Here is a 25,814-nt window from a genome sequence, read left to right as displayed (position 1 = left end):
AAACGGCGCCGTCCATGGCGTTGCCGTTTCTGTTTCGGTGGGGGCTTAGCCGGCTACCGGGCTGCGCCAGTCATCAGACCCCGAGGTGCCGGATACCTCATGGGTCCAGACGATTTTCCGGTAAGTGAAATACACATCCTCCAGATGCGTGAAGTGCGCGTTGTTCGGGTCCTGGCAGTTGGGCATCCGTGACTGGATGTCCACCAGGATCGCGTCCTCCAGCTCAATGGTGAAGTAGTGTTCCTGGGTGCCGGCTGAGGAGGTTCGGTACCACTCAAGGCGGCACTTGACCATTTCCCCGGAAGTCAGTGCGCTGAACAGCAGCGGCGAGGATTTATCGAATACCTTGCTGATCATCAGGGGCTTGTGCACACGCTGGCCGGTGGGCTGGCCGGATTGCGGGTCGCGGGGAATGATTACCTGATGCTGGAATGCTTCCACCAGGATCTGGTCTTCGTGGCCTTCCTGGTAAATATTGCCGACCGAGTCCTGGGTAAACGTGCCTGCCGTGATCAAGCCTTGCTTGGTGCCGGTGATGGATAGATACGCGGGTGTTGGCATGACGGTTTTCCTTGCCTGATAAATGAGGTCGTCCCGGCCGACGGATTTGCCGACCGGGTAATACTCGATATCAAGAAGCGTGCCGGAAAGTTCGAGCGCTAGTGAAAGCAGAGGGTTAAGGGTTTATTGGTTTTCCTTTTAAACAGCATGGCGGTTTTTTAATCGGGTTTAGTTGTATTTGTTTGCGCAGGGGTGTGCAGTTAGTTGCTCATGCTGATGGGCGGCTTTATTCGCCGGGCTTGCGTAATTAATAAGGGTGCTTGTAACTTTGGCTGCGCAAATTCTTGCGCGTCACCGATTTTTCTATTTTCGTAGGAAATTCCTTAACCGCTATCTCCTGGCTTGAACAATGCTTTTTGCATGGATAAGGTTCGTGCTCTTCTTGTAGGGAAGACAAACTTTAATCAGCCTGCTGATGTGCGCTTGAATGGCCATTAGTTAGCTGAACATGTTCAGGGAAGAAAGTACGCCCATAATGGTTTATTCAGACAGGCTTTCCGATTATTACCTCGAACTTGCGCAGGCACCTAACTCGAAAGCGAGTTATGCGGGCGCTGATATGCGTTTTTCGACCGAGTATGAGGCACTTGAAACCGAACTGGGCAAGGCACATTCCATTCACGGAAACAGTCAGCCTGATTGGCAATGGGTCGTGGAAAAAAGCGAGGCGCTGTTACGCCACCAGTCCAAGGACTTGCGGGTTGCTGTCTGGTTGACCTGGGCATTGCATCAGCGCGAGTCCTTCCCCGGGTTGCTCGCAGGCCTCGGATTGCTGCGCTACCTCTGTGAGCATCATTGGGCGGTGGTGTATCCGGGCAAGCTGCGTACCCGCAGTGCCGCCTTTGGCTGGCTGGTTCCGCGCCTCGAGCAGGTGCTTGCGCAACCTGTGTCATTCAAGGACCAGCGCGCCCTGTTCCACTGCATGCTCGAACACCTGGCCCGGCTGGATGAGTTATGGACCGAACACCTCCTCGACGATGCGCCACTGTTACTGCCGGTTCGCAGGCAACTGTCGGAAAGGTTGCAACAGTCTCCCGAGAATGAAGCTCCACCAGGCGGTAGTACAGGTGTGATCGCCCATATCAAGCAGGTCGCGACTCAGTTGATGGCGCCCGAGCCTGTTGTGGATAACGAAAAAGACGCCCACAAGCTGCTGCGCACGGTGCAGGAACATGCCCGGCCTTTGTCGGCCTGGTGGCAGCGCCAGAATGCCACTGACCTGCGCGCACTGCGCCTGAACCGAACGCTGACCTGGCTGACAATCACCAGCCTTCCGGACTGTGACAGCGAACAGGTCACACCTTTGCGTGGCCCGGCGCCCGACAAGCTCAAGCGTTACCGGGAGCGCTTTGCCCAGGGGCAGCATACCGACCTGCTGCTGGAGCTTGAGGGCAGCCTGGCCGGCGCACCGTTCTGGTTTGACGGCTTGTGCCTGGAGTGGGAGTGCCTGCAGGCACTTCAGGCCGACCTCGCCATGACCGAGCTGGAAGTGCACTTCGCCTTGTTGCTCCAGCGTTTGCCTGGGCTCGTGCAGTTGCGCTTTCACGATGGAACACCATTCGCTGACCCCGCTACCCGGGGCTGGATCAACACTCAGGTTGTCCGCCATTTGCAAGGTCCGGTGCCGGACAGGTCGGCACTTGATGCCCAGGCCGCGCCTTGGGACAAAGCGTTGCACGACGTCATGCCCGTGCTGCGCAAGGACGGATTCAAGGCGGCCGTTCGGTCGCTCAAACAAGGCATGCAAAGTGCCACAGGTGAGCGCGCCCGATTTCATTGGCGGCTTGGCCTCGCCAGGTTGTCTGTGCTGGCGGGCAAGCATGACCTTGCCAAAGTCCAGCTTGACCACCTGGATCACGAACTGCAGCAGTCAGGCTTGCAGCGCTGGGAGCCTGAATTGGCGGTTGAGGTGCTGCAACTCTTGCATGGCTGTTGTGACGTGTTGCCGCAAAGCCACTCTGTGCGTGAGCGCAAGGAAGATGTCCATCGCAGGTTGTGCCACTTCGATCTTGAAGCGGTACTTGAATAGGCTTTCGAGCCACCCGAAAAAGGAGAAACACCATGGCGAAAGAAGGTTCGGTAGCCCCCAAGGAACGCATCAATATCACGTTCAAACCCGCCGTCGGTACTGCGCAGGAAGAGCTGGAACTGCCGTTGAAACTGCTGGTGCTTGGCGACTTTACCCAGCGTGAAGACCCGCGCCAACTCGAAGACCGCAAGCCTGTCGGGGTCGACAAGAACACCTTTGACGAGGTGTTGGCCAAGCAAGCCTTGAGCTTGACCTTAAGCGTTCCCAATCGGCTCCAGGACTCTGCCGAGCTGGATGAGCTGGCGATCCAGGTCAGGATCAATTCGATGAAGGACTTCAACCCTGCGCACCTGGTCGAGCAAATACCCGAGCTGAAAAAACTCATGGAGCTGCGTGATGCACTCGTGGCGCTCAAGGGCCCGTTGGGCAACACGCCGAGCTTTCGAAAGGCGATTGAAAACGCACTTGCCGATGACGAGTCCCGCACCCGGGTATTGGCTGAATTGGGGCTGGGCAGCTCCGCCGCATGACTCCCTCAGTAAAAGGACACTGACACTATGACTACCAGCCAAAGCCCGTTGCATGCTCGCGCAATGGATGAATGCAGCATTCTCGACAACATCATTGCCCAGACCCGTCTCAGCGCCGACGATGAGGCCTATGGCATCGCGAAGCGCGGGGTCTCGGCATTTATCGAGGAACTGATCAAACCGCAGAACAGGGGCGAGCCGGTCAAGAAGCGCCTGGTTGACCGGATGATCGCCGAGATTGACGCCAGACTCAGCCAGCAAATGGATGAAATCCTCCACCATCCCGATTTCCAGTCATTGGAGTCATCATGGCGCGGCCTGCAGTTGTTGGTTGATCGCACCGACTTTCGTGAAAACATCAAGATCGAACTGCTGAGCGTCTCTCGCCAGGACCTGCTGGATGACTTCGAGGACTCGCCGGAGGTTACCCAGTCCGGCCTCTACAAGCATATTTACAGCGCCGAATACGGTCAGTTCGGCGGTCAGCCCGTCGGGGCAATCATCGCCAATTATTTCCTTTCCCCCAGTGCGCCCGACGTCAGGTTGATGCAGTACGTTTCCAGCGTGGCCTGCATGGCCCATGCACCCTTTATCGCGGCGGCTGGCCCAGGCTTCTTTGGCCTGGAGAGCTTTACCGGCCTACCTGACCTCAAGGACCTGAAAGACCACTTCGAAGGGCCGCAGTTTGCCAAATGGCAGAGCTTTCGCCAGAGCGAAGATGCCCGTTACATCGGGCTCACCGTGCCGCGCTTTCTGCTGCGTACGCCTTACGATCCCATTGATTCCCCGGTCAAGACCTTCGCCTACCAGGAAAATGTAGCCAACAGCCACGAGCACTATCTGTGGGGCAACACGGCGTATGCCTTTGCCACCCGCTTGACCGACAGCTTCGCCCGGTTTCGCTGGTGCCCGAACATTATCGGCCCGCAAAGCGGTGGTGCGGTGGAGGACTTGCCGCTGCATCACTTTCACAGCATGGGCGAGATCGAAACCAAGATTCCCACCGAGGTGCTGGTATCCGACCGGCGGGAATACGAGCTGGCGCAAGAGGGCTTCATCGCCTTGACCATGCGCAAGGGCAGCGACAACGCGGCGTTCTTTTCCGCCAGCTCGGTGCAGAAACCCAAGTTCTTTGGCATCAGCGCCGAGGGCAAGGTCGCCGAGCTGAACTACCGGCTTGGCACCCAACTGCCTTACATGATGATCGTCAATCGACTGGCTCACTACCTCAAGGTACTGCAGCGCGAACAGCTGGGATCCTGGAAGGAGCGCACCGACCTGGAACTGGAGCTCAACAAGTGGATTCGCCAGTACGTAGCCGATCAGGATAACCCCAGCGCCGAAGTGCGTGGACGTCGCCCGCTTCGCGCGGCACGTATTGTGGTCAGCGACGTCGACGGGGAGCCCGGTTGGTACCGCGTCAATTTGAGCGTTCGGCCGCACTTCAAGTACATGGGGGCGGACTTCACATTGTCTCTCGTCGGCAAGCTCGACAAAGAATGAGCCGCCACGTGATTACCCAAAACCGCAGCCTGTTCGAGCGCCTGGATTCCGGCGAGGGGCGCAGCCCGCAGGGCTGTGCCGTGGCGTCCGTGGCAAGCCACCTGGCGAAAATGCTCAGCACCCGTGTCGGCAGCGTACAAACGCTACCGGACTACGGGCTGCCTGATCTGAACGACATGCGCCTCAGCCTGCATGACGCGTTGAGCCAGGCCCGTTTCCTGATTGAGCGCTCCATCCAGGCCTATGAACCCCGTCTGAAGGATGTATGTGTCAGGCCAATACCCCAGGACCGTGACCCGTTGACCCTGGCTTTTTCCATCGAAGGTGCAATGGAGGTCGACGGCCTGACGCAAATAGTCGCTTTCCGCGCAAGCCTGACCCACGGCGCACAGGTTGAGGTCAAACCGGATGTCGTTTAACCGCTACTACCAAGGTGAGCTGAGTGCGCTGCGACAGTTGGGGCGACGCTTCAGCGAGCGCAACCCGGCAATCGCACCGTTTCTTGGGGAGGCCGGCCAGGATCCGGATGTGGAGCGGTTGCTCGAGGGTTTTGCATTCCTCACGGGTCGGTTGCGTCAGAAGCTTGATGACCAGTTGCCGGAGTTGAGCCACTCGTTGATGCAGTTGCTGTGGCCCAACTATATGCGGCCGCTGCCGGCGTTCAGCATGCTGCAGTTTGACCCGCTCAAGCGAGCAGGGCCTGCCATCAGGGTCGAGCGGGATACGCCAGTGGAAAGTATTGCGATCAACGGTGAGCGCTGCCGTTTTCGTACCTGTTACCCGACGCAGGTGTTACCGCTGCAACTGGCGGCCCTGGAGTACTCGGTGCAGGGCGAGGGCGCTTTGCTGTGCCTGCGTCTGGAAATGACGGCCGAGGGTAACTTCAGCGAGTTGGCACTGGACTGCTTGCGTCTGCATCTAGCCGGGGAGCAGCTCCTCAGCCAGGCGCTTTACCTTGGCCTTTTGCGTCATTTGGACGGGTTCGAGTTAGTGCCTTTGGGACGCGACGGGCAGCCGTTTATCGGTGCTGATGGCGAGGCGACCTCATTGCGTCTGTCCAGTAACGAGATCAGCCCAGTCGGTTTTTCGGAGGAGGAGGCACTGATCCCTTACCCGTTGAATACCTTCCGTGGCTATCGTCATTTGCAGGAGTATTTCGCCTTTCCCGACAAATACCTGTTTGTCGATGTAGGTGGTCTGGAGGTGCTCAAAGGCTTGCCCCTTGACCTGCTCAAGCAAGTGCATGGCCTGGCGCTGCGCTTCAACATGCGTGGCCGCGGCCTTGAACGACTGACGCCGACCCTGGACAACGTGAAGCTGTATTGCACGCCCATCGTCAATCTGTTCAAGCACGATAGCGTGCCAATACGTCTGGACGGCAGGCAGGACGAATACCTGCTGTTGCCTGGCGAATACACCCGGGGTAACTGCGGCATCTTTTCCGTCGACAAAGTCACAGGATGGCGGCCGGGAGGCCTGGGTTATCAGGAGTACGTACCGTTCGAGTCGTTTGAACATGATTTTGGCAGCGGGTCGCCCAGCTATGGCGTTCGCCTGCGACCTTCACTGCAACATACCGGAATGGACACATGGCTGAGTTTCGACCAACGCCAGGGGCATGACCAGGAGACCCTGTCGGTTGAGCTGACCTGTACCAACCACAACCTGCCGCGCCTGTTACAGGTGGGAGATATCAACCAGACCTGCGAGCAGACGCCCGAATTTCTGACGTTTCGCAACCTCACAGCCGCAACGCCCAGTTTTTCGCCCCCTCTGGACAGCGACTTCCTGTGGCGACTGATCAGCAATATGTCGCTCAACTATTTGTCATTGACCGATATCAACGCCTTGAGAGTGATCCTCGAAACCTACGACCTGCCGCGTTATCACGACCGCCAGGTGGAGAAGGTCAGCCGCAGAAGGCTCGGTGCACTCCAGTCGATCAGTCACCAGCCGGTGGACCGATTGCACCGAGGCCTGCCATTTCGCGGCTTGCGGGTTGATCTCACCATCGATCCAGAAGGCTACCTGGGGGAGGGCGACGTGTTTGTCTTTGCTTCGGTGCTCAATGAGTTTTTCGCGCTTTACGCCAGCCTCAACTCGTACCACGAACTGCGAGTCATCAGCACACAAGGAGACGTGTACCTATGGCCACCCCGGATGGGCCAGCAGCCCCTGCTTTAACCGCACTGTCCCGCGTGATTCGCGAGTACTCGGTGTTTCAGGCGGTCGCGCAGATCATCGAGCGTTTGCGTGAAGCGCACCCCTCCCTTGACGAGGAGGCGCTGTACGACCAGTTGGAGTTCCAGGCCAATCCAGGCTTTGGGTTTCCCGGCAACGACATTGACCGGGTGGAGTTTTTTGTCGAGCACGGCCAGTTGCGGGCACGCCTTCGTCTCAATGTGCTGGGGCTGTTTGGTACAGGATCACCGCTGCCCGCGTTCTATGGCGAGCAAGCTTTTGCCGACGTATCAGGGGGTCATTCGACGCGTGATTTCCTGGATCTTTTTCACCATCGCCTGCACCGGTTGCTGGTGCCGATCTGGCGAAAATACCGTTATCAGGCGAGCTTTCAAACGGGCGCCTGCGACCCATTTTCCGAGCAGATGTTCGCGTTGGTAGGCCTGGGTGGCGACGCGATTCGCAGCACCGCTCAATTGAACTGGAAACGTCTGTTGCCCTACCTGGGGCTGCTCAGTCTGCGTGCGCACTCCGCCGCACTGATCGAGACCGTGCTGCGTTATTACTTCAAGCACAGCCGGCTGGTTATCGAGCAATGGGTCAAGCGCACGGTGGTGATCGGCCAGGAGCAGCGTAATGACCTTGGTCGCAGCTATAGCACGCTGGGTTCTGACCTGGTGTTGGGGGACCGAATGCTCGACCGCAGCGGGATGTTCAGGGTCCATGTGCTGGCACTGGGCTGGGAGCGGTTTCATGATTTTTTGCCCACCGGAGCGGCTTATGAGCCGCTGTGCGCACTGGTGCGTTTCGCCGTCCGGGACCCCTTGGAGTACGACGTGCGATTGGTGTTGGCAGAGGGCGAGGTTCGGCCATTGCACATTGGTGAGCGCAATGTCTGCCGTTTGGGCTGGACCAGTTGGCTGGGGCATGAGCGAGCCGACGGCGTGGTCACTTTGGCCAGTAAAACTCATTAGGGATTGATGAATATGATGAATGTGGACCTGCAACAACTTATCCGGGCATTGACCGCGCCCACGCGGTGCGATTTGGAGCGCTGCGCCGAACGGTGTGTCACGCGCGGCGGCAGCGAGGTCTTGGTGGAGGACCTGCTGTTGACGTTCCTGGAGTATCCCGACGGCGTACTGATGCGTGCGCTGCAGGATGCGGGTGTGGATGTCGGCGAACTGCATGCGGTGCTGCAACCCCGGACCGACCAGAGCGCCTCCCGTAATCCGGTGTTTTCACCCGCCTTGGTGCAATGGTTGCAACAAGCGTTACTGGTTGCCCATCTGGAGCTGGGGCGAAGCGAAGTGGAACAGGGGGCCTTGTTGCTCGCCTTGTTGCGCAATCCGTTGCAGCACGCGGGCAGCCGTTATCAGGCGGTGTTGAGCAAGCTTGATGCACAGCGCGTGCTCGGGTTTCTCTTGAGCGAAGACCCTCGGACGCCTCCATCTGAAGGGGGGCGTTCATTACTGGAGCGCTTTACCCATGACCTGACTCGCCAGGCTCGTGACGGAAAACTCGACCCCGTACTCTGTCGCGATGACGAAATCCGGCAAATGATCGATACCCTTGCGCGGCGGCGCAAGAACAACCCCATTCTGGTGGGCGAGGCGGGTGTCGGAAAAACCGCAATAGTCGAGGGCCTGGCCCTGCGAATCGTAAGTGAGCAAGTGCCAGAGGTACTCAGGGACGTGCGTCTGCTGGTCTTGGACATGGGCTTGCTGCAAGCCGGTGCCAGCATCAAGGGTGAGTTTGAACGGCGCCTGAAGGGCCTGATCGACGAGGTCAACGTCTCGCTGCAACCGGTCATTCTGTTTATCGACGAGGCCCACACCTTGGTAGGCGCAGGCGGCCAGGCTGGCAGCTCCGATGCGGCCAACCTGCTCAAGCCGGCGTTGGCGCGTGGTGAACTGCGGACCATCGCTGCCACGACCTGGTCGGAGTACAAGAAATACTTCGAGAAAGATCCTGCGTTGGCCCGGCGTTTCCAGCCGGTGCTGGTGCGCGAGCCGACGGTAGAAGAGGCGGTGACCATTTTGCGTGGGTTGGCGCCGGTGTATGAGGCCAGTCACGGGGTCTACGTGCGCGATGATGCCGTGGTTGCCGCCGCGCAGTTGAGTGCTCGTTATCTGGCCGGACGCCAGTTGCCTGACAAGGCCGTGGACGTGTTGGACACCGCTTGTGCCCGGGTGCGCATCAGCCTGGTGACGGCACCGGACGAACTGCAGAGGCTGCGCGCCGAGCTGGCCGAGGGCAGGCGTCAGCAACTCGCCGTGCGCCGGGACGCCGACGCGGGGTTGGCCATCGATGAACCGGCGTTGCAGCAGCTCACACAGAGACTGGAAGAGGTCGAGGTCGCACAGTCACAGCTTGAACAACGCTGGACCTGCCAATGCGACCTGGCCGAGAAGGTGCTCTCGCTGCGCCTGCAACTGGTCGACGCCCGTAACAGCGGCGAAAACATTGAAGCCATCGAACGGCTTTTGGCTGAAGCCCACCAAGCGTTGCAGGCCATACAGGACCCACAGCGGCTGGTCAGTTTTGAAGTGTGCCCACGGCTGGTGGCACAGGTGATCAGCACCTGGACCGGCATTCCACTGGAGCAATTGGCCCGTGAACACAGTGCGAAGGTCCTGAGTTTTGCTGAGGACTTACGCGCTCGCATCCTCGGCCAGGAGTGCGCCGTGCAGGTCCTGGATCGCTGCCTGCGCGCTGTCGCCGCCGGTGTGAACAGGCCTGATGCTCCCGTGGGTGTATTCCTGTTGGTGGGTCCCAGCGGTGTAGGCAAGACAGAAACGGCCCACGCCCTGGCCGACTTGTTGTACGGCGGTGAGCGGTTTGTCACCACGATCAATATGTCTGAGTACCAGGAGAAGCACTCCCTGTCCCGATTGATCGGAGCACCGCCGGGTTATGTGGGCTATGGAGAGGGCGGCGTGCTGACGGAGGCCGTGCGGCAAAAGCCCTACTCGGTGGTGCTGCTCGACGAGGTCGAGAAGGCCGACCCGGATGTTTTGAATCTGTTTTACCAAGTGTTCGACAAAGGCGTAGCCAATGACGGCGAAGGGCGCGAAATCGATTTTCGCAACACCCTGATCCTGATGACTTCCAATCTGGGCGGTCAACGTATCACTGAGCTCTGCGCCGACGCACAGCGACCCGATGTCGAGACCCTGCACGCCGCTATTGGGCCGGTGCTGACTGCTCATTTCAAGCCGGCATTGCTGGCCCGTATGCGAGTGGTCCCGTATTACCCGATGGCGGGCGTGGTGCTGCACCAACTGATTGAAACCAAACTTCAGCGCCTGGCTACTCGCCTGCTTCAGCGCAAGCTGACGTTCAGTCACACAGAGGAACTGGTCGTCCACATGGCCGAGTGCTGTAGCCACGGCGAGAGTGGTGCGAGGTTTGTCGATCAATGGATCGAGGCAAACCTGTTACCGCAGGTGGTGGATCGGCTGCTGAATACGATGGCCGTTGGCAAATCGCTGCAGTTCGCTCATGCCAGGCTTGATCCCAACGGCACTGTCCTTTGTGAGTTCAGCTGATGGCGGACAACCTGTTTACCCCGTTACCGAACCCGCTGGATTACGCCGCTGCCTTGCTGGGGTGGTTCAGCCGATTAGGTCTTGATAGCAACGAATCGACATTGGCCGAAAACCTTGCCATAGGCGCCGCGTCGTTGAGTGGGTGCGAGCTGAGCCAGTTATACCTGCTCGATCAGGCCAGTGGCCGCCTCGATCGGGTTGCCCAGCACTTGCCGGGTGTGTTGCCGGCCGGTGACCTTGAGATCTCGGGAGCGGACTTCAAGAGCGAGCAACTGTTGCAATACGTTATGGAACACAACCGTGTCCTCCACCTCACCGAGCTGCGTGGCAGCCTGTATGACACGGGGTTTCTGCCGGCGGCCGCATCGCCCTGGCAATCGCTGCTGTGCGTGCCACTGCTTGGGCAGCACCAGCAGGTGTCCGGAATGCTGTTGTGTGCCAGCCAACGCAGGACGGAACTGGCTGGCTACGGCACTTCGCTGGGCCAATTGGGCCGTTTTGCCTTGAATCAGTTGGCCATGTTGCGTCGAATGCGTCGGGCTCCAAGTGCGTTGAAAGTGGTTCGCAGCACGCCCGGCACCAGTGCCTATGGCTTGATAGGAAACAGCGCGGCAATGGATGAGACGTGCCGTCTGATCGGCAAGGTTTTAAATAGCCCCTACACCGTATTGCTCCGGGGGGAGACCGGCACGGGTAAAGAAGTGGTCGCCCGGGCCATTCATGCTGCCGGGCCGCGCAGCAACAAGGCATTTGTGGTGCAAAACTGCGCTGCGTTTCCCGAAGGCTTGCTCGAAAGTGAATTGTTCGGTTACCGCAAAGGCGCGTTCACCGGGGCCGAAAGAGACTACGCCGGCCTGTTTGACACCGCCCACGGCGGCACGCTGCTGCTCGACGAAATCGGTGACATGCCGCTGTCACTGCAGGCCAAGTTGTTAAGGGTACTGCAGGAAGGCGAGATTCGGCCATTGGGTGCCAATACGGCCCACAAGGTCGACGTACGAATCCTCGCGGCGACCCATCGGGACCTCACCCGCATGGTGGCTGAAGGGAGCTTTCGCGAGGATCTTTATTATCGGTTGGCGCAGTTTCCTATCGATTTGCCGGCGCTACGCCAGCGCGAGGGCGACGTGCTGCAGCTGGCCCGGCATTTCGCTGACAAGGCCTGCGCCATGCTGGGGCGAGCGCCGGTGGGCTGGTCGAGTGCGGCGCTGGATCAACTGTCCAGCCACAGCTTCCCCGGCAATGTGCGCGAGCTTAAATGCATGGTGGAGCGGGCGGTGCTGCTGTGTGACGACGAAGTCATCCTGCCCCCGCACTTGTCGCTGTCGTCAAGCCTGACTGCACCGGCTGTTGACGCGACACTGCGCCAGCGCATGGAGCGGGTCGAACGGGTTGTGCTGATCGACTGCCTGCGCAAAAACCGTGGCAATCGAACGCGCACGGCCCGTGAGCTGGGGCTCGCGCGGCGCACGCTGCAATACCGTCTTGCACGTCTGGACATTCCCTTTGGCGACGTCAAGGGGGAGTGCTGAATGGCGCGCCCCTCAAATTCCGGGAGATATCTGATGCCTGTTAGTCAGTGGCAAGCCCTGGTGCTTGTGTTGTTTTTGCTGAGTGGCTGTAACACCAACCATGTCTTTGACGACGGCGACTACCGCCCGCTGGGTGATCCGCGGTCCATCGGTCGCGGCCAGTGAGCGCGGGGGAGTCCCACATGCAACTAGTGTTTGAGGTATGCCCTGCAGGGCAAGAAGGGGCAGCGCCGGACCTGCGCAAAACCTTTAACGGTGTTGGCGGCGTCATAGGTCGTGGGGCCAGTTGTGACTGGACACTCCCTGACCCCAGTCGCCAGGTTTCCAGTCGTCACGCGGTGATCAGCTATCGCGACGGTCGTTACTTCCTGATGGACATCAGCAGTAATGGAACCCGCCTGGCAGGCAGCGACGAGCGTCTGCGGGAGGGGCAGGAGTATCCGGTAGATGACGGCGTGATATTTCAGTTGGGGCCGCTGAGTATTCGTGCACGGTTGGTCAGCTCGCCGACGGTGCCGGACCCTGAAGGATTACCCATGCTGATTCCCGATGATGCATTTCTTCAGCTGGATCCGGTGCAGGCACTGGCCAGCGAACGGCAGCTTCAGGACGCGTCGCAAGACTTGGCCGCGCTGACCACGGCCAATCACGAGGCATTGCGGTGGACGGACCATGCAGCGGCAGACCGGGATCATCTGACGGTTCCCGAACTTGTGGAGCCTGCCCGCAGGGTTGGCCCGAGCCTTCCATCGCCACTTCCAAGTCAAGGCTCAGCGCCATTTTGGTCTGCGTTTGCGCAGGCCCTGGGTGTCGATCTGGACACCCTTGATGAGCCAGGAAGAGAAGTGCTGGCGATAAAGGCGGCGGGGTTGCTCAGGCAAATGACAGAGGGATTGCAACAGAGCCTGAGTACTCGCAATGAGCTTAAACGCGAGTTGAAACTATCACCTACCCATACACCGCTCCAGAGCCCCGATCCGCTTAAAGACAGCGCCGACGCCAGCACGGCCCTGGGATTGCTGTTGGGGGCCGGGCAGTTGGGGCAGGTGCCTGCCGAGATGTTCGTCACACGAGCCTACCGCGACATGCAGGCCCACCAGGTGGCTCTGCTGGTGGCCTGTCGTGCGGCACTACGCGGGGCTCTGGCGGCCTTCGCACCCAGTCATTTGCTCCTGTGTTTCGAGCGCCAACCGAAGCCCCCGTTGATTCCTCGGTGTGGCACCTACTGGCGTGCGTATCAGCGGCACTACCAGGCGCTGATCGAGGACGAGCACTTGAGCGAAGGCCTGCTGGGCAGCGACTTCACCAAGGCCTATGAAGAGCAGATTCGTCTGATCTCAACCCTTCACCGTTATCCAGGATGATCTTCATGTCCCGAGTCGTCGTTGCATTGTTGTGTGCTGTGATGGGTTTGCTGGGTGGTTGTGCCCTGTCGCCCTTTTCGAAGCTGACCAAGGTGGACCTGACACTGACGGCCAGCGAGCAGGTCAACCCCGATCTCCATGGTCGCCCATCGCCGATCGTGGTGCACCTGATGGAACTGCGACACCCCGTGGCTTTTGAGAATGCAGACTTTTTCAGCCTTTACGGCCATGCAGAGCAGGCCTTGCCCAAAGACCTGGTGAACCTCGAAGAGCTGGAACTGCGCCCTGGCGATCACGCCACACTCAAACTCAGTCTCGAACCAGGCAGTCGCTATGTCGGCGTGCTGGCCGCTTACCGTGACTTGCCCCACTCGCAATGGCGCTATGTGTTACCGGTGACCCCGCAACGAGTGACGCGTGCCGAACTGGTCCTTGATCAGGCCGGTATTCGTCTGCTGAACCCGCAACCAGCCAGGGCGGGGGACTGACATGCACAGCCAAAAAGTCATCTGGCAGGAAGGCATGTTGCTGCGCCCTCAGCATTTTCAGCAAAACGATCGTTACCACGATCAGCAACTCAAACGCCGCACCCAGTTGTTGTGCGCCCACGGCTGGGGCTTCCTGGCCCTGGAAATCGATCTGCAGTACTTGAACATGGGCAAGGTCGTGGTGAATCAGGCCAGTGGGATCTTGCCGGACGGCAGCCTGTTCGAACTGGGTGGGGGCCTGGAATCGCTTGTGCTGGAGGTTCCGGTCAATACCGGGAAACAGGCGATATACCTGGCCCTGCCGTTGGTCACGAGTCACTGCGTTGAAGCCCGTCGCCCCGAGCAGGTCGAGGTAGTGGCACGCTACAAGACCCTTGCGGTAGACGTCAGCGACTCGAATGCCGGGGAGGATTCCCTTCGTCAGATACAGTGCGGGCAGCTGGATTTTCGTCTGCTGCTGGGAGAGCAGCACAGCGACCAGCATTACGTGAAGCTCAAGGTTGCCCAGGTGCTCAACTGCACCGAAGAGGGTGTCAGCCTGGACGCCGATTTTATCCCGACCTTCATTCACCTGCATGGCTCGAGTTACCTGCTGTCTTGCCTCAAGGAGGTGATCAGCCTGCTCGCGTACCGGGGGGATGCCATCGCCGAACGGATTCGCGCCAACGGCACCGCCGCCGGCGCGGAGGTCGGTGACTTCCTGATGCTGCAATTGATCAATCGCACCGAACTGGTCTTGCGTCACTACCTGGGCCTGAGCCAGGTCAGCCCTGAAGCGCTGTATCGAAAATTGCTGTCGATCCTGGGTGAACTCGCGACGTTTGCCAGCGACAGCAAGCGTGCGCACTTCGACGGGCATTACCGGCACAGCGACCAGGGCGCCAGCTTTCGCGGCTTGATGGAGCCGATTCGCGGCCTGCTGTCGATGGTGCTTGAGCAGCATGCCATTGAGCTGGTGCTGCAGCCCCGCCAGTACGGGGTGTTGGTGTGCCCTGTAAGCGATCTCAACCTGTTGGGTTCGGCGACCTTCGTTCTGGCCGCCAGTGCCCATTGTGACGCCGAGGAGCTGCGCCACCGGCTTCCGGCGCACCTCAAGGTCGGGCCTGTGGAGCGGATTCGCGAATTGGTCAACCTGCATTTGGCGGGCATCAAGGTCAAGCCGCTGCCGGTGGCTCCCCGGCAGATACCGTTTCATGCCGCAAAAACCTATTTCATGCTCGAACTCGGTGCCCGGGACATCGAGCAGTTGAAGCAGTCGGGAGGTTTTGCCTTACACGTCAGCGGCGACTTTGCCGAACTGGAACTGAAATTCTGGGCTATCAGGAACTGAGACCATGGACAGGGAATATCCTCAGGATGAAAAAACCATCCTGCTCGATCGACAGGGGCGCGGGCCGGCGCAGGGTCCGATAACCGACTTCGCATCGCCGCCGCGCTTCGAACAACTGGAAGACCGGATGATTTACGCCGCCCGCTTGCAGGGCGTGGAGTACTTCAACGTTGGCCTGAACCGTTTGGTTGCGTCTGCGTCGGCACTGTTGTCCGAGGTGGTCCGGCTCAAGCGCAGCACCGCTCAGGAAAGCCTGCGCGCGCTCAACGAACGGCTGTCATCCGCAGTCAGGTTGTTCGAGACGCGAGCCCGGCATGACGGCGCGCAGAGCAGTGAGGTGATGGCGGCGCGGTACGTACTGTGCAGCGTGATCGACGAAGCCGTGGTCACCACCTCATGGGGCAGCCAGAGCGATTGGTCGAAGATGAGCCTGCTGAGCAGCTTTCACAACGAGACCTTCGGCGGCGAGAAATTTTTCCAACTGCTTGAGCGTATGTCGAGGGATCCCATCAAGCACCTGGCGATGCTGGAACTGATGTACCTGTGCCTGTCACTCGGGTTCGAAGGCAAGTACCGGGTCATGGAGCGTGGGTTGTTGCAGCTTGAGCAGGTTCGGGACGCGCTGTATCGGCAGATCCGGCATGTGCGGGGCGATTCCCCTCCGGCCTGCGCACCGCCGCCCAAGCCGGAGCAGCAACGCCAGAAACGGCTGAGGGTCGTGCCGGCCACCTGGGTTGCGGTGTTTGTCGTTTCCAGCCTGTTGACCCTGCACGCGGGGTTTACCTGGGTACTGGGGCAGCAGCGCGAGACCGTGCTGCAAGCGTATCAACCTGTGGCGCCGGATATTACCCGCGCGCCGCACTAACGCAGGGAGCAACACATGAACGCATTCTTCAGGAGCGCGGGCGCCGTGCTGGGCAGAATTTGGGTCTGGAGCCTGTTGCTGGTGTTCGCGATCGCGATGGTCGTGTGGTTCTTCGGACCATTGCTGGCTGTCGATGATTATCGATTCTGGCAAGCGACGGCGGCGCGCTGGTTGACGATCAGCGGGCTGTTTTTGATGTGGGGGCTGGCGATGGTGTATGCCAATGGGCGCAGCATGGCCCGGCAACGAGCCGTCGATAATGTCGAGCCGTTCCCGCACAAACACCGGGTGGAAAACGAGCAGAAGCACCTGCGTGGTCGCTTCAAGGATGCTCTGCACACCCTGAAAAACTCCAGGTTTTATGGTGAGCTCAGCCCGCGCGGGCGCGATGCATTGCCGTGGTATTTGCTGATCGGCAAGGAAGGCAGTGGCAAGTCCCGGATGTTGGAGGCCAGTGGGTTGCAGTTGCTCCAGGATCGGGGTGAGCCGAGGGTGACGACGGACGGCGGTGGCACACGAGACTGTGAATGGCATTTTGCCGAAGCCGGGGTGTTGCTCGACACGGCTGGCCGCTACATCAGCCAGCCGGACAGCCAGGTGGATGGCGCGGGTTGGTCGACACTGCTGGGCCTGCTCAAGGCGCGGCGCCGAACCGGCCCGCTCAATGGTGTGGTGGTGGCGCTGTCGATGGATACGTTGCTTCATGGCAGTGAACGTGATCTGGAGAATGATGCGCGGGCAGTCCAGAGTCGGCTGCTGGAGATCCGGCAGACGTTGCATGTGGATGTGCCGATCTACCTGGTGGTGACTCAGGCCGACCGGCTGCAGGGATTTGGGGAGTTCTTCGACTGTACGCTGGGAGAGGGCACTGACGCGGTGCTGGGGGAATCTATCGCGCCGGGCAGGGACGGGATGGATACTGGCCAGGTACGCCAGGCGTTTGAAGCGCTGCTACAGCGCTTGAGTGGTGAGCTTGTGCAGCGACTCCATCAGGAGCGCAACAGCGACCTGCGCGGCCGGATGCTCGACTTTCCCCATCAGGCGGCCCGGATTGGCGAGCGTCTGAGCCTGTACATCGACGTTGCGTTCTGCGGTCCGCGTTATCAGCACAGCAACGGCTTTCGTGGTTTCTACTTGACCAGTGCGGACGGCGGCCCGCAACCACTCGAACGTCGTCCGCACTTTATCCAGGGCTTGTTCAACCGGGTGATTCTGGCGCAAGCCGATCTGGCGGGCCTCGATAGCGAGGAGCAGCGTCGAATTCGCAGGCGCCAGGGTTTGCTGGCCTTGAGCGCGTTAGTGGTCGTCGGGGCGGCGGGCCTGCTTTGGACCCATAGCTACTCGTTCAATCATCAACGCCTGGAGCAACTTCAGGCGCTGGCGCGACGGCCCGCGTCCGTACAGCCCGGATCGGACGCTACCCTGGCGCTTCTGCCGCTGCTCGACAGCCGCCTGGCGGCCACACGGGTTTTCCCTGTGCAAGGCGAAGCCAGACTGGTTGAACGGGCTGGGTTGTATCAAGGCACTATCAGCCGCCCTGTGCTGGAACAGGCCTATGAGCACGCCTTGGGTCAACTGCTGCTGGCCCAGGTCGGCGAGATGTTGCAAGAGCAGGTTCGCGGTAGCCTGGAGGATCGCGAGCGGCTGTTGGACAGCCTCCGGGCGTACCTGATGCTCAACCTGCGGGAGCGTCGAGATGTCGGCTGGCTGCGCGAGCGGGTGGCGGGGCACTGGTCTGTGCGTTTTGCCGGGAAGCCCTCCGTGCAGAGTCGTTTGAATGAACACTTCGCGCGCTTGCTTGAACAGCCGTTCGTACACCCGCTCGACACCGAATTGGTGGCCCATGCGCGCCACGTGTTGCGGGGCGAATCACTGGTCGATGTGGTGCACCGCGTGCTGCGTGAGCAAGCCCGCGGCCTTGAACCGTTGCGCCTTGCACACGGGCAGGTGTTTGAGGGTGGCGACCAGCCCATTCCGGGTTTTTATACACGCAAGTACCTGCGGTATTTCGAGTCCCAGGGCGCGCGTCTAGTGAACACCATCGTCCAGGACAACTGGGTGCTGGGGGAGGGGGCCGACTTGAGTGCGATGGACTTGCGGCGGTTGATGATGGAACTTGAGCAACGCTACTTCAGCGAGTATGCCGAGGCGTGGAGCGAGGCGATTGGACGGATTCGCCTGCGCGAGATTGACAGTTCCAGGCAGGGCGCCGAGCAACTCGCCAGCCTCACGTCAGCCCAGTCTCCCCTGGTGCAGCTGTTACAACAGGTTCGTGACAACACCCGCTTGCCGTCGGCCAATGAACACCTGGATGACCTGGCTGCCAAACTGCCAGGCCCTGCGGTAGCGCAGGTGCAGACCGCAGTCGGGCTGGCCAATCCCATGCCCGACACCGCTCGGCGTGCCCTGCAGCGTCGCTTCGAGCCCTTGCACCAGTTGCTGGACAGCCACGAGAACCCGGGCACCGAGTTGACCCAGGTGCTGCAGGCGCTCAACGACTTGCACCTGCAATTGGCGACCTTGAATCGCGAAGGTTCGCCGGAGCCTGTCGCCTTCGAGATGGTCAAGCGGCGGACCCAGGGGCAGCAGGATGCACTGGGTAACCTGCGTAACGTTGCCGCCCGTTTGCCACTGCCCCTGGCGGGTTGGTTCGAAAGCTTGGCCGACGAGCATTGGCGCGGCCTGCTCGACCAAGCCTATCGGCATGTGAACCAGCGTTATCAGAGCGAGGTATATGGTTTTTACGCCAAGGCGATCAAGCAACGTTATCCGTTCAATGCCCACGCCAGCAGCGATGTTTCCCTCAACGATTTTCAGGAGTTCTTCAAGCCTGAGGGGATCATGGCGCGATTTTTTGACAGCTACCTCAGGCCGTTTGTCAGCGGTGATGCGGGACGCTACAGGCTGCGCAGCCTGGATGGGCGCAGCTTGCCGATGTCCCGGGCGCTGCTCGACCAGCAAGCGAAGGCGCAGGTGATCAGGCGCGGTTTTTTTATGGATGAACCGGGTGGCTTGCACGTCCGTTTCACCGTCGCGCCCTACAGTCTGGACCCTTCGGTAAGTCGCGCGGTCTTGCGTCTGGGCGGCCAGCAGATGGAGTACCGGCACGGACCGATTGTGCCCATGGCGATGCAATGGCCAACCGAGGCTGAAAATGGTCGCAGCAGCCTGGTGCTGGAGCGGGGCAGCGAACGGCCGTTGGGCCTCGAGAAAAATGCCGGGGCGTGGTCGCTGTTCCGCTTGTTCGACCTGATGCAAAGCGAAGTCTCCAGCGGGCAGGATGTATTGATCCTCAAGGCCGACCTGGCAGGCTTGCGCGCCAACTATCTGCTGACCAGCCGGCGTACTCCCAACCCGTTTCAGATGACGCAGTGGCGTACCTTTCGCCTGCCGGAGCAGCTGTGAACCGAGGCCCGGATCGCTGGCGCAGCGCTGGCCGTACGGACCGTGGCAAGCTCAGGTCGCGCAACGAGGATGCCTTTCTCGACTGCCCTCGGCAGGGCTGCTGGGCCGTGGCAGACGGGATGGGCGGGCATCAGGCCGGGGATGTTGCCAGCCAACTGGTGGTCGATAGCCTGGCGTTATTGCCAGGCCAGGGGAGCCTCGACGAACGGGTCGAGGCGACCCGCCGTTGCCTGCAATGGCTCAATCGGCGGCTGGGCGAAGAGCGAACAGTCACCGACCATGGCGGTGATCGCACCATGGGGAGCACGGTCGTGGCATTGCTGCTTCAGGGCGATCGCGCCGCGTGTATCTGGGCCGGTGACAGCCGCTGTTATCTGTGGCGAGCGCAGACGTTGTACCAGCTGTCGCGAGATCACTCGCTGTTCGAGCAGTTGATTGACCAGCGGGTGAGCCTGGAGCAGGCCAGGGCGCATCCCGATGCACGGGCGCTGACCCGCGCCATCGGCTCGCGGGAACCGTTGAGGCCGCAGGTCTTGGAACTCGGGACCTTGGCAGGGGATGTCTTTCTGCTGTGCAGTGACGGCCTGTACCAGGCGCTCAGCCATGGCGAGCTGGGGCAGGCGTTGAGCCTGGGTGACCCACGGCGGGTCCTGGACCAACTGTTTGCAGGCGTATTGCGCGGTGCCGCCCGCGATAACCTGACCGCTGTGGTCGTGCAGTCATGAGCGACGTGACCCACTTTGCCTTTGCCAAGGCCACGACAAACCCACCGCGTGACGGCGTCCCCGAATTACTCGCCGGGCGATACCTTATCGAGCGCGTGCTGGGTGCCGGCGGCATGGGCGTGGTTTATCGCGCCCGGGACCTGCTGTATGAACAGTTTGGTGAGTTGCGTTCCAGTGTGGCGATCAAGGTGCTGGGTGAAGCCATTCGTGAATGTGCGGACGCCCATGTGCTGCTGTACAACGAGTTCGCCCTGACCCGCAGCCTCCGCCATGAGCAGGTGGTGCGTGTATTTTCGTTTGAAGTGGACGCCCCCGGTCACATCGCCTTCTTCACTATGGAGCTGCTTCAGGGAATGACCCTGGACCGGCTGCTGCTGGAATGCCCTGAAGGTTTACCCTGGCGCGCGTTGCAAGGCATCGCCGTGCAATTGCTTGATGCGTTGTGTCATAGCCATCAACAGGGTGTGCTGCACGGCGATGTGAAACCCTCCAATGTCATGGTGGGAGAGGGCGGGTTGCGTTTGTTCGATTTCGGTCTGGGGCAGGCGTGCGGACAGGCCCCGGCGGGGTCCCCAGGGTTGAGTCGCAGTCGTTTCAATGCCTGGACACCGATGTACGCCGCGCCAGAGTTGCTGGCCGGCGGAGCGCTGTCGGCCAGTGCCGATCTGTATGCAGTGGCCTGTGTGCTTTACGAATTGGCACAAGGCCGGCGCCACTCCAGTGACCGACCGGCCCGGCCCGGGCAACTGCCTCGCCATTGCTGGCGAGCGTTACGCACGGCGTTGGCGATCGATCCTGAACGCAGAACAATCACCCTGGATGAATTACGTGCGGTGATCGGCGATACCCGCCAGGGCTTGAGCCGCTGGTTCTAACCGGGCAAGTCATGCAACTGGCAATATTCCGCCCAACTCAGGCCCGCCATCTGCGCCACTTCCTTGTGCACTTCAAGGCGCTGGGCCTCGAACTCCGCGGGTGAATGCGCCGTCAGTTTCAGCGTCAGCTCCCAGGCAAACAGGCCCTGTTGCTCGGCTTCTGCCTCGAAGGCTTCATGCAGGCGTTCGGCGCGGTACTGCTCCATGGTTTCCCCCTTGGCCTGGGCCGCCAAGGGGTTCAACGTATTCAGTTCTGCGGCCAGGGCCGGGTGTTCGCTCAAGAATCGGTCCAGGGCTAGCTGGTGGTTTTCGCCGGGTTGGGACAAAGGTTTACTCCACGTTAAGCGAGACGGTCAGTCTGGCTTGGTCATCAAAAAAGTCGCCATGGCCTCATAGGCCGGCAACGTCACCCCATCATTGGCAGCATTGCCCGCCACCGGATGGGAGGCATAACGAACAATCACCATCTCGGCCTTGGGGTCGATATAGATGCTCTGGCCATGTACTCCACGGGCCATGAAGGCACCGTGGGGATTGTGGGTTACCCACCACATGTTGCGATAGCTCCAGCCCTTCAATTGGCCATAACCGGCCTGGGCGAACGCCTGCTTGTCGCCGCCTTGGCGAATAGCCTTGACCACGCTTTCGGGCACGATCTGCTGGCCGTTGAACTGCCCGCCGTTGCGCAGCATTTCAGCAAAGCGGGCCAGGTCCCGTAGCCCGGTGTTCAGGCCACCACCGGCAAACGGTGTGCCGATGGAATCGACGGTGAAGTAGGCGTCCTGTTCGGCGCCGAGCCGGCTCCAGATGCGTTCGCTGAGCAGTTGCGCCACATTGCGCCCGGTCGCGCGGGCGATCACCCAGCCCAGCACGTCGGTATTGACGGTCTTGTAGCCGAAGGCGCGCCCGTGTTCGCCGCGCTGTTTTACGGTTTGCAGGAACTCGTAGTAGCTGCGCGGCCCGGTGTAGTCCTTGGGTTTGGGCAGCGGGTTGCCGGCCTGGGCGTGGGCCCAGACTTCGGCGTTGGGGTCGGCATAGTCTTCGCTGTAGTCCAGGGCGGTGGTCATGTCCAGCACCTGGCGCAGGGTGGCACTGCCAAAGGCGGAGCGGCCCAGTTCGGGCACGTAGTCGACGATCTTTTTCTGTGGGTCGAGGGTGCCATCGGCCACCAGCATCGCGCCCAGTGTGCCGATCACCGATTTGGTGACCGACATGGCCGCGTGTTGCCCGTCGTCCTTGAGCACCCCGAAGTAACGCTCATACACCACCGTGCCGCGATGCATCACCACGATGCCATCGGTGTAGGTGGCGTCCAGGGTCTGGCGCCAGCTCAACGGCTGGGTGGCACCCACGGGCTGCACGGGGATTGCATCGAGTCCCGGATCGAGTTTGCGTGGCAACGCCAGCGGCGCACCCAGCCCGCGGGAGACGTTCACTGTGGGCATCAATTGGCGAAAGTGGGCGACGCTCCAGCGCATGGCCGGGAAGCGGAAATAGCTGCCGTCTTCAAAGCGTACGGTGCGATCTGCCGGCGGCGGTGCGCCGACCATCCATTGCAGCTTGGCCGGGTCGCTGGCTTGTGCATCCGGGAAGGTCGGGCTGGCGGCGTTGGCCAAGGGGCTGATGAGGCCGAGAAGCGCGCAAGTGAGCAGGGGGGGAGTTCGCAGCATCAGTCGAGTCCGTTCGAGGGCGTGTCGTTTTTTACAACAGCCAGTGCGCCGAAGGATGGGCCAACCGGAGACAATCGACAAGCAGCAGGGCCAAGGGGCGAATCTGAATAATTGCGCCGCTGGCGGCAAAAGCCTTTCGTTCGCGGTATCAGGACGTGTAGCGTTACCTTGTCGATAAAGGCAACGGCTCAGGTGTTTTTGCGACCTTGGCATCAGGGACCGCGTGCTATGTGCAGAGGGACAGGTGATGGCGCAAACGCTGTTCAAGCTTTTCTTCACCCAGCGGCTGGCGGCCTTGGCCAGCACCGAGTCGTTGCGGGCCATACGTGAGGGGTTGTTGTGGATCCTGCCCTGCCTGCTGGTGTCGGCCGGTTTCCTGATCCTGTCCGAATGCGCCCGCGTGCTGGGTTTCGACCCTCAATGGGTGGCCTTCCTCGCGGGTCTGCACAACCAGATCAGCTCGGTGATCCCGCTGCTGGTGGCCGCCTCCATCGGTTACATGCTTGCGATCCAGCACCGCCTGCCGCAGCTACCTGTGGCGTTCCTGTGCCTGGCCCATGTGGTGATCGCCACCTTTGTGCTGCGGGATTTTCCCCGTGCTTCGGCGACCTTCGTATTGTTTATCGCCATCGCCTCCCCGTTGATCAATGTACCCGCCATCGCCTGGCTGCATCGGCGTCGCTGGACCCGGTTGATCAACGAAGACCTGGTGGGGCACAACCTCAAGGGCACCCTCAATATGGTGGTGCCGGGGGCGATCACGGCGCTCGTGCTGGTGCTCTTGCTGTCGTTGCTGTTGCAGATTCCGCAGGTGGCGCAGCTTCAGGGGCCGCAGGTACTCGATGCACTGGAAACGCCCTATGGCAGCGGTCTGTTTGTGACCCTGATGAATTCACTGCTGTGGTTTTTCGGGATCCATGGGGTCTACGCCATGCAGCCGTTGTTTGATGTCCTGGATCAGGCTGTCGCGCTCAACAACGCTGCAGTGGCGGCGGGCGAGCCGGTCAAGTATTTATTGAACGGCGGCTTGCTGGGCAGCTTCGCGTTTATCGGTGGCTCGGGTGGCGCATTGTGCCTGCTGCTGGCGATCCTGCTGTTTTCCAAGAGCCGTTCCATGCGATTGGTGGCGATGGCCAGCCTGCCGCTGTCGTTGTTCAATGTCAGTGAAGTGTTGTTGTTTGGCTTGCCGATCATCCTCAACCCGCGCCTGTTCATTCCCTTTCTGGTGGTGCCGGCCTTCAACGCGATGCTGGCGCTGATGGTGGTGCAGATTGGCTGGGTGTCGCCTGCGGTGGTGAGTGTGCCGTTTACGGCGCCGGTGTTGCTCAATGCCTATTTGAGCACCCACGGGGACCTCGCGGCGGTGTTGCTGCAGGTGGTGTTGCTGGGGGTTGGCATGCTGATTTACGCGCCCTATGTGCGGGCGATCAATCGCCAGGCCACGGAAGGCGGCACGGTGTATTTGAAGTCGCTGGACATGACTTTTCGCGGCCTGGAAGAAAAGGGCCGCTTGCTGGAACTGGACCCGGTGATGGCGTCCCATAAGGCCCAGGCACGCCAGGTCAGCGAGTTGAGCCATATCCAGCAGATCAGCGACTACGAGTTCTACCTCGAATTCCAACCTCAGATTTCCACCCTGACCGGGCTGTGCACCGGTTGTGAGGCGTTGATGCGCGCGCGGGATGCCGAGGGCACGGTGCATTCGCCCTGGGAGTTCCTGCAATGGCTGGCCAACGCCAGGTTGATGCCCGATGTGGATGTGTGGGTGGCGTCCCAGGCTGTGCGCCAGTATCAAAAGTGGCGAAAGGTCGGTTTTACCTTGCCGATGACGATCAATATCTCCAGCGCCACACTGACCACCCCGGCCTATGGTGACCGACTGGTGGAGATACTGGCCCAGGCCCACGGGCAGGTGTCGGTGGAGATCACCGAGGATGCGTTGGTGGGGGATATTCAGGGCACCCGGCAGATGATCGAGAAGCTGCAGGCGATTGGTGCCAAGGTGTACATCGATGACTTCGGCACCGGGTTTTCAGCGCTGAGTTATCTGCATCAGTTCCCGGTGGACTTCATCAAGATCGATCGCAGTTTTGTAGTGGCCCAACATGATCCGAAGGGCGCCCAGGTGTTGACCGGGATGCTCAGGTTTTGCGAGGCGTTGAACCTCGGGGTGGTGGTCGAAGGGGTGGAAACCGCCGAGCAACTGGCGTTTTTGCAGTCAGGCTCGGAGTTGATTATCCAGGGCTGGTATTTCAGCAAGGCGCTGCCGGGAGACGAGCTGGAGCAGTTTGTACGCGGACGCTACGCGCAGATGCAACCTAACGCTCCAGAACCCCTCTGAAGGTCGCACTCAAGGCCCGCAATGTCTCACGGGAGCGGCCATCGCTGATCCGACTATGCAGCACGATTTCACTGACGGGCAACGCCGGTAATCCGTACTGTTCACTCACGTCCACAGCGCCCGCGGGCGCCACCCGCCGGGCCAGCGCCGCCACCCCCAGGCCGGCGCTGACCGCCGCACCGACTGCCATCACGCCGCCGCCGACGAATACTTCGGTCCAGTCAATCCGCGCTTCATCCAACGCCCGCACCGCCAGCTGTCGCACACCGCAGGGCGAGGCCATGGTAGCCATGCGTACCGGCGTACCGGGGGTGTGTTGCCAGGTTGGTGCAGCGAACCAGCCAAAGCGCTCCACCACCAACACTTCGCCGTCCTGGCGGTCGCCTTCATTGCGCACGATCACCGCGTCCAGTTCGTTGCGGTCGAACGCCGCCACCAGGTCCCGGGACGAAGCAATCCGCACCTCCAGGATCACCAGCGGGTCATAGGCGGCCAGGCGGCTGAGCCACAGTGGCAGGTCCGGCCCGGCCACGTGGTCGCTGATGCCGATCACCAGCCTTCGTGGTGCGCCGTTGCCCATGTCACCCAACGCCCGTTCGTGGGCATTGAGCAGCGCGCGAGCGGCGACGATGAACTGCTCGCCCTGGGGCGACAACCGCACATGGCGGGGTGTGCGCACCAGCAGGCGGTAACCGAGGCGGTCTTCCAGGCGCTTGAGCTTGAGGCTGATGGCTGCCTGTGAGGTGTCCAGGGCCTGGGCTGCGCGGGTGAAACTGGCGAAATCCGCCACCAGGACAAAGGCCTGCACGGTGTCGATGTCCAGCGGCTTGAGTGCGTCGCTCATTTCAATTCCTTATCACACCT

At 60.8% G+C, this 25,814-nt stretch carries 21 protein-coding genes; 17 read left to right on the top strand and 4 right to left on the bottom strand.

All coding sequences use genetic code 11. The annotated features are described in order from the left end of the window. Positions 1–45 precede the first annotated feature (45 nt). Complete coding sequence (locus LIY45_RS18495; protein ID WP_003208034.1) at positions 46–561, bottom strand: type VI secretion system tube protein TssD; 516 nt, start codon at positions 559–561, stop codon at positions 46–48. 475 nt (positions 562–1,036) lie between these two features. Here LIY45_RS18495 and tssA point away from each other — a divergent pair, with 475 nt between their 5' ends. From tssA to LIY45_RS18415, 16 genes are read left to right on the top strand one after another with little or no spacing between them, the layout of a single operon-like run. After that, the gene (tssA, locus tag LIY45_RS18490) at positions 1,037–2,590 is read left to right on the top strand and encodes a type VI secretion system protein TssA (protein WP_226477185.1); all 1,554 of its coding nucleotides are present in this window, start codon (positions 1,037–1,039) and stop codon (positions 2,588–2,590) included. 32 nt (positions 2,591–2,622) lie between these two features. Further along, positions 2,623–3,120 carry a type VI secretion system contractile sheath small subunit gene (gene tssB / locus LIY45_RS18485; RefSeq protein WP_226477164.1) on the top strand — a complete coding sequence of 166 codons (498 nt, stop codon included), beginning with the start codon at positions 2,623–2,625 and terminating at the stop codon, positions 3,118–3,120. A gap of 27 nt (positions 3,121–3,147) precedes the next feature. Beyond that, positions 3,148–4,623, top strand: a complete 1,476-nt coding sequence (tssC, locus tag LIY45_RS18480) for a type VI secretion system contractile sheath large subunit (protein ID WP_226477163.1) — start codon at positions 3,148–3,150, stop codon at positions 4,621–4,623. Then, positions 4,620–5,042, top strand: a complete 423-nt coding sequence (gene tssE, locus LIY45_RS18475) for a type VI secretion system baseplate subunit TssE (RefSeq protein WP_226477162.1) — start codon at positions 4,620–4,622, stop codon at positions 5,040–5,042. Before tssC ends, tssE begins: the two co-directional genes overlap by 4 nt. Beyond that, complete coding sequence (gene tssF / locus LIY45_RS18470) at positions 5,032–6,807, top strand: type VI secretion system baseplate subunit TssF (protein ID WP_226477161.1); 1,776 nt, start codon at positions 5,032–5,034, stop codon at positions 6,805–6,807. The genes tssE and tssF overlap by 11 nt, the downstream gene beginning before the upstream one ends. After that, positions 6,771–7,778 (top strand): type VI secretion system baseplate subunit TssG, encoded by a 1,008-nt coding sequence (gene tssG, locus LIY45_RS18465; RefSeq protein WP_226477160.1) that lies wholly within the window; start codon positions 6,771–6,773, stop codon positions 7,776–7,778. Before tssF ends, tssG begins: the two co-directional genes overlap by 37 nt. Positions 7,779–7,790: 12 nt before the next feature. Next, positions 7,791–10,355 carry a type VI secretion system ATPase TssH gene (gene tssH, locus LIY45_RS18460; RefSeq protein ID WP_226477184.1) on the top strand — a complete coding sequence of 855 codons (2,565 nt, stop codon included), beginning with the start codon at positions 7,791–7,793 and terminating at the stop codon, positions 10,353–10,355. Further along, positions 10,355–11,887 (top strand): sigma 54-interacting transcriptional regulator, encoded by a 1,533-nt coding sequence (locus LIY45_RS18455; protein ID WP_226477159.1) that lies wholly within the window; start codon positions 10,355–10,357, stop codon positions 11,885–11,887. The genes tssH and LIY45_RS18455 overlap by 1 nt, the downstream gene beginning before the upstream one ends. Before the next feature lie 33 nt (positions 11,888–11,920). Next, the gene (locus tag LIY45_RS18450) at positions 11,921–12,052 is read left to right on the top strand and encodes a hypothetical protein (protein WP_063029260.1); all 132 of its coding nucleotides are present in this window, start codon (positions 11,921–11,923) and stop codon (positions 12,050–12,052) included. A gap of 17 nt (positions 12,053–12,069) precedes the next feature. After that, positions 12,070–13,251: a type VI secretion system-associated FHA domain protein TagH gene (gene tagH / locus LIY45_RS18445; protein WP_226477158.1), complete on the top strand. Its 1,182-nt coding sequence runs from the start codon at positions 12,070–12,072 to the stop codon at positions 13,249–13,251. A gap of 5 nt (positions 13,252–13,256) precedes the next feature. After that, positions 13,257–13,739, top strand: a complete 483-nt coding sequence (gene tssJ, locus LIY45_RS18440; RefSeq protein WP_226477157.1) for a type VI secretion system lipoprotein TssJ — start codon at positions 13,257–13,259, stop codon at positions 13,737–13,739. A gap of 1 nt (position 13,740) precedes the next feature. Next, positions 13,741–15,069: a type VI secretion system baseplate subunit TssK gene (tssK, locus tag LIY45_RS18435; protein ID WP_226477156.1), complete on the top strand. Its 1,329-nt coding sequence runs from the start codon at positions 13,741–13,743 to the stop codon at positions 15,067–15,069. Between the two features lie 4 nt (positions 15,070–15,073). Then, a complete protein-coding gene (gene icmH, locus LIY45_RS18430; protein WP_226477155.1) occupies positions 15,074–15,934 on the top strand; it encodes a type IVB secretion system protein IcmH/DotU in 861 nt (286 codons plus the stop codon). Between the two features lie 15 nt (positions 15,935–15,949). Continuing rightward, positions 15,950–19,339 carry a type VI secretion system membrane subunit TssM gene (gene tssM / locus LIY45_RS18425; RefSeq protein ID WP_226477154.1) on the top strand — a complete coding sequence of 1,130 codons (3,390 nt, stop codon included), beginning with the start codon at positions 15,950–15,952 and terminating at the stop codon, positions 19,337–19,339. Continuing rightward, on the top strand, positions 19,336–20,064 hold the full coding sequence (locus LIY45_RS18420) for a PP2C family serine/threonine-protein phosphatase (RefSeq protein ID WP_226477153.1): 729 nt from the start codon (positions 19,336–19,338) through the stop codon (positions 20,062–20,064). Before tssM ends, LIY45_RS18420 begins: the two co-directional genes overlap by 4 nt. After that, positions 20,061–20,939 (top strand): serine/threonine-protein kinase, encoded by an 879-nt coding sequence (locus LIY45_RS18415; RefSeq protein ID WP_226477152.1) that lies wholly within the window; start codon positions 20,061–20,063, stop codon positions 20,937–20,939. The genes LIY45_RS18420 and LIY45_RS18415 overlap by 4 nt, the downstream gene beginning before the upstream one ends. On the opposite strand, the gene LIY45_RS18410 is transcribed toward LIY45_RS18415, so the two are convergent. Beyond that, positions 20,936–21,265, bottom strand: a complete 330-nt coding sequence (locus tag LIY45_RS18410) for a DUF6388 family protein (protein WP_017479846.1) — start codon at positions 21,263–21,265, stop codon at positions 20,936–20,938. The two genes, LIY45_RS18415 and LIY45_RS18410, sit on opposite strands and share 4 nt — an antisense overlap. A 27-nt stretch (positions 21,266–21,292) precedes the next feature. Next, complete coding sequence (locus tag LIY45_RS18405; RefSeq protein WP_226477151.1) at positions 21,293–22,609, bottom strand: serine hydrolase; 1,317 nt, start codon at positions 22,607–22,609, stop codon at positions 21,293–21,295. A gap of 247 nt (positions 22,610–22,856) precedes the next feature. On the opposite strand from LIY45_RS18405, the gene LIY45_RS18400 reads away from it, so the two are divergent. Beyond that, positions 22,857–24,950, top strand: a complete 2,094-nt coding sequence (locus LIY45_RS18400; protein ID WP_226477150.1) for an EAL domain-containing protein — start codon at positions 22,857–22,859, stop codon at positions 24,948–24,950. On the opposite strand, the gene LIY45_RS18395 is transcribed toward LIY45_RS18400, so the two are convergent. After that, positions 24,928–25,794, bottom strand: coding sequence for a LysR family transcriptional regulator (locus tag LIY45_RS18395; RefSeq protein ID WP_226477149.1), 867 nt, complete (start codon positions 25,792–25,794; stop codon positions 24,928–24,930). The genes LIY45_RS18400 and LIY45_RS18395 overlap by 23 nt on opposite strands. Positions 25,795–25,814 lie beyond the last annotated feature (20 nt).

This window comes from Pseudomonas sp. MWU16-30323 (assembly GCF_020515595.1).
GTDB classification, from domain to species: domain Bacteria; phylum Pseudomonadota; class Gammaproteobacteria; order Pseudomonadales; family Pseudomonadaceae; genus Aquipseudomonas; species Aquipseudomonas yamanorum.
This window is presented reverse-complemented; position numbering and strand designations above follow the sequence as displayed.